General features: G+C 65.6%; 11 protein-coding genes. All 11 read right to left on the bottom strand.

Annotated features, from left to right (window positions below; genetic code table 11):
* Positions 1–816 (bottom strand): TrbI/VirB10 family protein (locus NR193_RS32935; RefSeq protein WP_309145408.1); only part of this gene is annotated, 816 nt, incomplete at its 3' end.
* On the bottom strand, positions 813–1,952 hold the full coding sequence (trbG, locus tag NR193_RS32930; protein ID WP_256754826.1) for a P-type conjugative transfer protein TrbG: 1,140 nt from the start codon (positions 1,950–1,952) through the stop codon (positions 813–815). The genes trbG and NR193_RS32935, both read right to left, overlap by 4 nt.
* The gene (gene trbF / locus NR193_RS32925; protein ID WP_256754825.1) at positions 1,949–2,632 is read right to left on the bottom strand and encodes a conjugal transfer protein TrbF; all 684 of its coding nucleotides are present in this window, start codon (positions 2,630–2,632) and stop codon (positions 1,949–1,951) included. Before trbF ends, trbG begins: the two co-directional genes overlap by 4 nt.
* 2 nt (positions 2,633–2,634) lie before the next feature.
* Positions 2,635–3,996: a P-type conjugative transfer protein TrbL gene (gene trbL, locus NR193_RS32920; RefSeq protein WP_256754824.1), complete on the bottom strand. Its 1,362-nt coding sequence runs from the start codon at positions 3,994–3,996 to the stop codon at positions 2,635–2,637.
* 1 nt (position 3,997) lies between these two features.
* Positions 3,998–4,393: a putative entry exclusion protein TrbK-alt gene (gene trbK-alt, locus NR193_RS32915; RefSeq protein WP_256754823.1), complete on the bottom strand. Its 396-nt coding sequence runs from the start codon at positions 4,391–4,393 to the stop codon at positions 3,998–4,000.
* A gap of 10 nt (positions 4,394–4,403) precedes the next feature.
* Positions 4,404–5,162, bottom strand: a complete 759-nt coding sequence (gene trbJ / locus NR193_RS32910; protein ID WP_256754822.1) for a P-type conjugative transfer protein TrbJ — start codon at positions 5,160–5,162, stop codon at positions 4,404–4,406.
* A complete protein-coding gene (gene trbE / locus NR193_RS32905; protein ID WP_256754821.1) occupies positions 5,159–7,612 on the bottom strand; it encodes a conjugal transfer protein TrbE in 2,454 nt (817 codons plus the stop codon). Before trbE ends, trbJ begins: the two co-directional genes overlap by 4 nt.
* 14 nt (positions 7,613–7,626) lie before the next feature.
* Entirely contained in the window at positions 7,627–7,923 is a 297-nt protein-coding gene (locus NR193_RS32900) for a VirB3 family type IV secretion system protein (RefSeq protein ID WP_256754820.1), read from the bottom strand.
* Complete coding sequence (locus NR193_RS32895) at positions 7,923–8,216, bottom strand: TrbC/VirB2 family protein (protein ID WP_256754827.1); 294 nt, start codon at positions 8,214–8,216, stop codon at positions 7,923–7,925. Before NR193_RS32895 ends, NR193_RS32900 begins: the two co-directional genes overlap by 1 nt.
* 35 nt (positions 8,217–8,251) lie before the next feature.
* Entirely contained in the window at positions 8,252–9,268 is a 1,017-nt protein-coding gene (gene trbB, locus NR193_RS32890) for a P-type conjugative transfer ATPase TrbB (RefSeq protein ID WP_256754819.1), read from the bottom strand.
* A 216-nt stretch (positions 9,269–9,484) separates the two neighbouring features.
* On the bottom strand, positions 9,485–9,753 hold a 269-nt coding region (locus NR193_RS32885; RefSeq protein WP_256754818.1), incomplete at its 5' end, for a helix-turn-helix domain-containing protein.

Genomic DNA, 9,753 nt, shown 5'->3' with positions numbered 1-9,753 from the left:
GTGGCCGGTGGGGCTGTCATAGACATTCTCCGTTACCTGCGCGGTAATCTGGCCCGGCAGGTCAGAACGAACGCCGGTGATGAGGGCGGCTGCGATGACGGCGCCCGCCTGCAGGACGTTCTTCGACGCCGGCGGCGCAACACGATCCGACGAGACGGTGCGCTTGTCCGGCGGCTGATTGAGGAACGCGAGTTGGCGATCCTGCGCCGAGGGCGTGGCTGGCTGCGGCGCGAGACCAAGGCTGGCAAGATCAGCCTGTGGCATGGTGTCTGTCGTGGCTCGAGCGACAGTCGCGTCACTAGCGGGCCGCGTTTGCATGGACGCGAACAAACGCGCGGTCCTCGCCGCCTCCAGTTCCTGCTCCCGGCGCTGTTCCTCTGGATCCGGTCCGACCGAGCCCGACGACGGCGCTCCGATCGCCGGGCCGCCATTCTGCGCGTTGAGGATCGGGCGGCCGAGATCGCCCGGAAGCGCTGGGCCAAGCTTTGGAACGCCCGCATAATCCTTTGGCAGGCCGGCGAGCCCATCGGGGGTCGAACGATTATCGGTTGAATACAGCTCCTGCCCCTGGCCTTGCTGACGGTTCTGCAGCGCATAAATCAGCGCCCCGCCGACAGCGAGGCTTGCGGCGAGCCCCAATCCGGCCAGCGCCTTGCGAGACAGACGTGTTACGCGCGGCGGCTCGGCGCGCAGCCGCATGGCCGCGGCCGGCTCGCCTGTCAACGGCCAGGCGTCATCCTCGACCGGCGCCTCCGGCCCGGCGTCATTCGCCGGCCCCCGGCCTTCTTCCTTCCCGGGATCGAATTTGTTGCTCACGATGCCGGCCCTCCGCCGTCTGTTCGGAGGTTCGTCGCTGGCGGGGTCTCACCAGGGCCACGCATCCATGAAAATCGACTGCTCCTTACCCCATCGGTGCGGGAGACGCGGACACGCCTCTGGTTCTTGCCGGCGCCGAAGCGCAACTCGGCGGCGGCAAACAGCCGGTCGACGATCATGTAGTTGCCGCGCACGCGATAATTGACCAGTTCGGAGGTGTCGCCTTCCGGTCCGACCACGAAGAGGGGCGGCATCTCGCCCTGGCCGATGCCTCGCGGGAACTCGATGAACACCTGCTTGCCATCGTCGAAGGCGCGCAACGGCCGCCACGGCGCGCGATCGCCTGTCACCTCGTAGCGGAAATTGACGCGAGAAAGATCGATGCCCGTCGAGACCGGCTGTGCAGCCTCAGCCTGCTGGTTCTGCCTGCGCAAGGCGATGAGTTGGTCCTGCGGGTATTGCCAGGAAACCGATGCCATATAGGTCGACGGCGTCGAGCGCAGTTCCATGTGATAGGTGCGCCGATCGGTATTGATGACGAGATTGGTGAGAAGGTCGGCGCGCGTGGGCTTGACGAGGATGTGGACTTGCTTGGCCCCGCCCGTACCGCTCTCGGTATCGCCGATGATCCAGCGCACGGTGTCGCCGGCGGCGACGGGACCGGAGCCGACGAGCTGCTCGCCGGGCTGGAGCGCGATGTCGGTGATCTGCCCCGGCGAGGCATAGACCTGATAGAGCGCGCCATCGACGAACGGATAGACCTGCATCGAGTTGATGAAGCCGTTGCGCACAGGCTGGACGCGCGCGGCAGCGTTGGCCAGGTTCACGCGCGCGGTCGGATCGGTCGGTTCTGGCTCGGGCTTTGCGGCCTTGCCGACCGGCTTCAACTGGCCTGGAAGCGGCAGCGGCTTTGACAGCTCTACCACCTTGACGGGCGGGGACGGATCGACCGCCTGCACGGCCGGGATTGGATCGTCATAGGAAATCTCCGGCGGCTTCTGCCTGGTGGCACAGCCCACAAGCGCCGAAGTGCAAAGCAGAAGTGCTGGAAAGGCCATTTTGCGGAAGGCCGGCATTGCGTGGATGAGGAAAGCCGGACGCCCCCGGGGGGCGGCTTTGCAGAGTGCGGGCGTCATTGTCCAAGCTCCTTCGACCAGTTGACGGCGTTGATGTAGATGCCAAGCGGGTTCTTCCTCAGCGCGTCGGCGTCGCGCGGGGGTTGCACGACAATGGTGAGAATGGCGGACCAGCGCTCCGTAGACGCGAGTGACCCGTCCTGATAGCGGCGTTCGACCCAGGCGACTCGGAAGCTCACCCGCGATGCGCGGATGACCGACGACACGTCGACGGCGACCTGCTGTTTGCCGACCTTGGAGAACGGGTCATTGGCGCGCGCATAGTCGTTGAGAGCCAGCGCCCCGCCCTGCGTCGCGAAGTCATAGGCGCGCAGCCAGTTCTGCCGCACGATGATCGGATCGGCGGGGATCGACCTCACCTGTTCGATGAAGTGCGCCAGATAGAAGGCGATCTGCGGATCGTTCGGCTGATAGTCGCCGACCGCAGGGGCGACCGCCTGCGCCTGGCCGAGACGATCGACCTGGACCACCCATGGCACGACCGAGCCATTGGCGGATTGCCAGACGAGCGCGGCGGAGAACCCCGCGGCGAGCGCCAGGGAACCGAAGGCCATGTACCGCCAATTGCGCGCCTGCACGCGAGCCGAACCGATGCGCTCGTCCCAGACCTGGGCAGCGCGTTGGTAGGGCGTCTCGGGTTGTGGGTATCTGCCGTAGTGCGTGGACGGTCGTTTGAACATGCTCAGTCACTTTCAGAGAGGTTGATCGAGGAGCCGCCGCCATGGCTGTCACCACTGCGAACGGCGTGGGCGGCGGCCTGGACGCCATGGGTCATCTGTTGCGAGCGCTTCATGCGCTTCGCCCAGGCGGGCTGACTTTCGGTGGCGGAGGACGCGGCGGGAGCGGAGCCGGCTTCGCCAGCGTTCGCGCCGATTGTGCCGGCGGTGGAGGATCCGCCTGTCGTCTCGAAGGCAGCGCGAGCGCCGGACTGGAAGCTGTGCTTCATGCTGCCTGCCGCATGATTGGCCGCGCGCTTGAGCGGTGAGATGGCGCCATGGGCGCTGGCTCCGATGACACCGCCGAGCCCGGATGCAACGCTGGAAAAGCCTGACTGTCCGGCCGCCCCGAGGCCGTAGGCTGTGGATGCCCTCCCCGCGACGGCAGCACCGCCACGGGCTGCCGCTGCAGCACCGCCGGTAACAGCCACACCCCCAGACACGACGGCGCCGCCGGCCGCGGCGCCCACTGCTGCCATGCCGCCGGCGGCGAGCCCTGTGCCGACCACCGCGCCCGCGCCGAGCTGCGGGCCACCGGAGACGAGACCGTTGGCAATGCCAGGTCCAAATATGCCAAGGCCAAGCAGCGACAGCGCGGCCAGCACGATCGCCATGGCGTCGTCGATCGACGGCGTGTTGCCGCTGAAGCCTGCGGTGAACTCGGAGAAGAGCGTCGAGCCGATGCCGATGATGACAGCGAGCACCAGCACCTTGATGCCGGACGAGATGACGTTGCCAAGCACCCGCTCGGCCATGAAGGCGGATTTGCCGAACAGACCGAAGGGTATCAGCACGAAACCGGCGAGCGTCGTCAGCTTGAACTCGATCAGCGTGACGAAGAGCTGGATCGCGAGGATGAAGAAGGCCAGCAGCACCAGCGCCCAGGCGAAGAACATGCAGGCGATCTGGATGAAGTTCTCGAAGAAGGACCAATAACCCATCAGGTTCGAAATCGAGTCCAGCAAGGGCCGGCCGGCGTCGAGCCCGGTCTGCGCCACCTTGCCCGGGCGCATGAGATCGTTGACGGTAAAACCCGTTCCCGAGGCCTTCAGGCCAAGTCCGGCGAAGCTTTCGAAGACGATGCGGGCGAGATTGTTCCAGTTGGAGATGAGATAGGCAAAAACGCCGACGAACAGGCTCTTCTTGACGAGGCGCGCCATGATGTCGTCGTCCGCACCCCAGGACCAGAAGAGCGCCGCCAGCGTCACGTCGATGACAATCAGGGTCGTGGCGATGAAGCCGACCTCGCCGCCGAGCAGGCCGAAGCCGCCGTCGATGTAGCGCGTGAAGACTTCGAGGAAATGGTCGATGACGCCCATCCCGCCCATGTCAGCGCGCCTCCGGCCGGGGCGGCTCGACCTGCATCGCAGGAGCGGTCACATCCGTCCGCTCCCCTTCTTTCCGGTCGGCTGACGCCGGCACATCAGGGAATAACGTTTTCGGGGCAGCGGCAGCAGGCGCGGTTGCCGAGTCACGTTGACCGAGAAACCGGCGCCGGCTGTCTGCCCACGCTTTCAGGCAACCGGGATCGCGAGGACCGGCCTCGCCGATCCCGGAACAGCGCCGCAATTCGGCCGCGAGTGGGTCTTGTGACGCTGTGGAACGGTCCCGCGCCGCAAGGGCGTCAGGCTCATCGTCCTTGCTGCTCATCTCGATCGCGGTCACTGTCAAAGCGACTGCGATGAAGACGACTGCGCCGATGCGAGCGAGGATCTTGCCATCCATCGCGCCGGCCTCAGTTCTTGCCATAGAACATCTGCGCACTGCCGGGCTGGTAGCCCGAGCCCTGCGTCAGGAAGCGGCGGCGCTGCTCGCGGCCCTGGTCGGCGGCGGTGGCCTGCTCGGCCGATTGCAACGCCTGGGCCCGACCGTTCGCGGCGACGACAGCGGTGAGATCGGCAAGCTGCTGGGCCTGAAGCGCGAGGAGCTGGTTGCCGGCCTGTGCTGCCTGAAGCGCGCCGGTCGCACCCTGGCTCTGGCCGACGAGCGCCGACATCTGCGTGCGATTGGTGTCGATGTTGCCAACGACGCCCGCCTGCACACGCATGGCATCCTGAAGGCCGCTAACCGTGTTGCCCCAGCGCGAGCGCGCGTCGGTGACGAGTTGCTGATCCGACGCCGACAGCGCGACGTTGCCGTATTTCTGCTGGAATGCCTGATCGATCTGCTGGACATCATAGGCAACGTTCTGCGCTTGACCGAGCAATTGCTGCGTACGCTGGACGGACTGCTGGAGCTGTTGCAGCGAGGAGAATGGCAGGCTTGCGAGATTGCGCGCCTGGTTGATGAGCATCTGCGCCTGGTTCTGAAGCGAGGTGATCTGGTTGGTGATCTGCTCGAGCGAGCGCGCTGCCGTCAGGACGTTTTGCGAATAGTTCGAGGGATCGAAGACGATCAAGGCGTGTGCCGGCGTTGCCAGCATTGGCGCGAGGGTGACGGGAGCGACAAGCAGTGCGGCGGCGAACCGCATGCCAACCGAACGGTGCAGTTTCATGGGGATTTCTCCTTGTTGGTGAGGGCGGGGCTGGTTAGGGCGGGCACGAGTTCGGCGGCCCAGGCGACGCCACGGTGGTTGAGCCAGGCAGCGAGGAAACCGTCGCGGCCATGCTCAGCGACTATGCGGGCGATAGCGGCCTGGTCGGTCTTCGCGGATACAGCGCAGAGCGCGAGTGCCACATCCGACAGGCCGAGCTCGAACAGCCGGTTGCCGCGACGGGACTGGCAGTAATAGTCGCGTTTCGGCATCGCCCGCGCGATGATCTCGATCTGCCGATCGTTGAGGCCGAAGCGGCGATAGATCGCCGTGATCTGCGGCTCGATGGCGCGCTCGTTGGGCAGGAGGAGCCGGGTATGGCAGCTCTCGATGATCGCGGGCGCGATCGCCGAACCATCGATGTCGCTGAGCGACTGCGTGGCGAAGATGACGCTGGCGTTCTTCTTGCGCAGCGTCTTCAGCCATTCGCGGAGCTGGCCGGCAAAACCCTCATCGTCCAGCGCAAGCCATCCTTCGTCGATGATGAGGAGGGTTGGCGAGCCATCGAGCCGATCCTCGATGCGATGGAAGAGATAGGACAGGACGGCGGGCGTGGCACCTGTTCCGATCAGCCCTTCGGTTTCGAATGCCTGGACCGACGCCGATCCGAGATGTTCGCGCTCGGCATCGAGCAACCGGCCATGGGGACCCCCGACGCAATAGGGGCGCAATGCCTGCTTGAGGTCATTTGATTGCAGCAGCACGACCAGACCGGTGATCGTGCGCTCCTCGACAGGCGCGGAGGCCAGTGAGGTCAACGCCGTCCAGATATGCTCCTTGATCTCGGGCGTGATCGTCACACCCTCGCGCGTCAGGATCGCCACGACCCAGTCGGCGGCCCAGGCGCGCTCGGGGACATGATGAACCCGCGCGAACGGCTGAAGGCTGACGCTATCGCTCGCCCCATCACTGAGATCGCCGCCGAGATCATGCCAGTCGCCGCCCATGGCGAGTGCAGCGGCGCGGATCGATCCGCCGAAATCGAAGGCGAAGACCTGTGACCCTGGATAGCGGCGGAACTGCAGCGCCATCAGTGCCAGCAGCACGGACTTGCCGGCGCCGGTCGGGCCGACGATCAGCGTGTGGCCGACGTCACCGACATGAAGCGAAAGCCGGAACGGGGTCGAGCCTTCGGTCTTGCCGAAGAGCAGAGGGGGCGCTGCAAAATGCTCGTCCCGTTCCGGCCCCGCCCACACCGCGGAAAGCGGGATGATGTGGGCGAGATTGAGGGTGGAGATGGGAGGTTGACGGACATTGGCGTAGACATGACCCGGCAGGCTGCCGAGCCAGGCGTCGACAGCATTGATGGTTTCGATAATCGCCGTGAAATCGCGACCCTGGATAACTTTTTCGACCAGGCGCAGTTTTTCGTCGGCGATGCCGGGATCATCGTCCCAAACCGTCACCGTCGCGGTGACATATGCCATGCCGGCATAGTCGGCGCCGAGCTCCTGCAGCGCCATGTCGGCATCGGCGGCCTTGTTTGCCGCATCGGTGTCCACGAGGACGGATGCCTCGTTGGTCATCACCTCCTTGAGGACCGCGGCGACCGATTTGCGCTTGGCGAACCACTGACGCCGGATCTTTGTCAGCAGCCTGGTCGCATCGGTCTTGTCGAGCAGGATCGCGCGTGTCGACCAGCGATACGGGAAGGCCAGCCGGTTCAGTTCGTCGAGCAGACCCGGCGTGGTGGCGGTCGGGAACCCCGTGACCGTGAGAATGCGCAGATGCGACGCGCCAAGCCGCGGCTCGAGCCCGCCGGTCAGCGGCTGGTCGGCCAACATGGCATCGAGATACATCGGCGTTTCGGGAACGCGGACACGGTGGCGATTTGTCGAAACGCAGCCATGCAGATAGGTCAGCGTCTCGGCGTCATCGAGCCAGCGGCATTCAGGCATGAAGGCTTCGACAAGGCGCAGGACGCGGTCGCTGCGATCGGCGAACCCGGTCAGCACCTCATTGGGGTCAAGGCCCTTCTTCCCACGCCCTTCGTAAAGCCAGCTTTCCGCCCGGGCGGCGTCTTCGGCGGGCGCAAGATAGGTGAGCGTCAGGAAGTAGCTGGATTCGAAATGCGCGCCGGCCTCCTCGAAACCCGCCTTTCGTTCCGCATCGACCAGCGTCGAGGCCGCATCCGGAAAGCTGTTGTCGGGATAGCGGGTCGAGGCATGGCGTTGCGCCTCCACGAAGATCGCCCAGCCGGAGCCGAGACGGCGGAAGGCATTGTTGAGCCGGCCGGCGACGGCGACCAGTTCAGCCGGCACGGCGCTGTCGAGATCGGGTCCGCGAAAGCGCGCGGTGCGCTGGAAGCTGCCGTCCTTGTTTAAGACGATGCCGGCGCCGACCAATGCCACCCAGGGCAGGAAGTCGGCGAGCCGGCTGCTACGGTTACGATATTCGGCAAGGTTCATCATCGGCGCGACCTCTCTCAGACCGTGAGATGCGTCGGGATGCGCAGATGCCGGCGAACGACGTCGACGAAGAGCGGATCGCGCTTGGCGGCCCAGACAGCGGCTGCATGGCCGATCGCCCAGATCGCGATGCCGACGAGCCACAGACGCAGTCCCAGCCCCACGGCGCCAGCGAGCGTCCCGTTCATGATGGCAATGGCGCGCGGGGCGCCACCGAGCAGGATCGGCTCGGTCAGCGCCCGGTGCACGAGGACCGCATAACCCGGCACCGCGTAGGCCGGCATTGACCCGCCCTGTTCGACCGAACCCGCCATCAGATCAGCGCTCCGCCGCCGAACGAGAAGAACGACAGGAAGAAGCTCGACGCCGCGAAGGCGATGGACAGGCCGAACACGATCTGGATGAGCCGGCGGAAGCCGCCCGACGTGTCGCCGAAGGCGAGCGTCAGGCCGGTGACGATGATGATGATCACCGCCATGATCTTGGCGACCGGGCCTTCGATCGACTGGAGTATCTGTTGCAGCGGTTGTTCCCACGGCATCGACGAGCCGGAGGCATGGGCGGGCACGGCCATCACGAGGATGAGCGTGGCAACGGAAACGGTCATGGCGAGACGGTGGCGCGCGAGGCGCAGGCGTTGGATCACGGATTTTCTCCTTCAGGGCTTTGGATGAGCAAGGTCGGGCTGTCGTCGCCCTCGAGGACGGCTGGCGCGACCCGGTAGTCGCCGTCCGGGCACAGGCCATCGACACGGGCGAGTTCGGACAGCCGGCGCGCGGAGCCGCGGCCGGAAAGGACGGCAACCAGGTCGATCGTTTCGGCGATCAGAGCGCGTGGAACCGTGACGACGGCTTCCTGGATGAGCTGTTCCATCCGCCGCAGCGCGCCAATGGCGCTGCCGGCGTGGATCGTCCCGAGGCCGCCGGGGTGGCCGGTGCCCCAGGCCTTGAGCAGTTCGAGCGCCTCGGCCCCGCGCACCTCGCCGACCGGAATGCGGTCGGGGCGCAGACGCAGCGACGAACGAACGAGATCGGAGAGCGACGCGACGCCGTCTTTCGTGCGCATCGCCACGAGATTGGGTGCGGCGCATTGCAGTTCGCGCGTATCCTCTATGATGACGACGCGATCGGCGGTCTTGGCCACTTCAGCGAGCAGAGCGTTGATCAGCGTGGTCTTGCCCGTGGAAGTGCCGCCTGCAACGAGGATGTTCGCGCGGTTGGCAACGCCCTGGCGCAGCGCGTTCGCCTGCTGCGCCGACATGATTCCGGTCGCGACATAATCTTCGAGGGTGAAGATGGCGACGGCGGGCTTGCGGATCGCGAAGGCGGGCGCCGCGACGACGGGAGGAAGAAGCCCCTCGAAGCGCTCGCCCGTCTCGGGAAGCTCGGCCGAGACACGTGGGGCGCCGGAATGGACTTCGGCACCGACATGATGAGCGACGAGGCGAACGATGCGCTCGCCGTCCGCCGCCGACAAACGTTCGCCGGTATCGGATAGGCCCTCGGACAGGCGATCGATCCACAAACGCCCATCGGGATTGAGCATCACTTCGACGATGCCGGCGTCGTCGAGATAGCGCGCGATCGCGGGTCCGAGCGCGGTGCGCAACATGCGTGCGCCGCGAGCCAGACCTTCTGAATTGTGAGGCGAAGCTGCCATCCTGTCCCCGTTTCGATCCGGGGGAACATGGGCGGCCCCTGGACGGGGATGATTAAGAGAGCCGTATCTCGAGTGGTTTCAACACCTATATCGAGGCGTAGTGGCGTAGCGTGCAAATACAGGAGATTGGCGGTGCCGACCTGTAATCAAGGCCGGCGATCTTCAGGCAAGGGCGGCGCTCGCCGTCTATTTTGCGCTCGTCGGCAAGCCGTCTGCTCAAGCGGCCTCAGCACGAGTTGACCGTCGAGGCTTGTGGCGAACCACCACGTCGACCTTGTAGTCGAGCCGGTCCAGACAGCGGACCAACCTGTCTATTGAAAACTTACCCGTGCGCCCGGTGGCGATCGCGGAGACGTCGGGCTGTTTCATTCCAAGCAGTTCAGCCGACTTCGCCTGGGTCAGGCGCCGGCGCTTGATAATGGCGCGGATTTCGCGGGCCAGCTTGGCCTTGAGCAATTCCTCTTCGGGATTGTCAAAGCCGAGGT

This window comes from Mesorhizobium sp. Mes31, from assembly GCF_024519675.1.
In the GTDB taxonomy this organism is placed as follows: domain Bacteria; phylum Pseudomonadota; class Alphaproteobacteria; order Rhizobiales; family Rhizobiaceae; genus Mesorhizobium.
The sequence above is the reverse complement of the archived record's forward strand: the minus strand, read 5'-3'. Positions and strand labels throughout refer to the sequence as shown.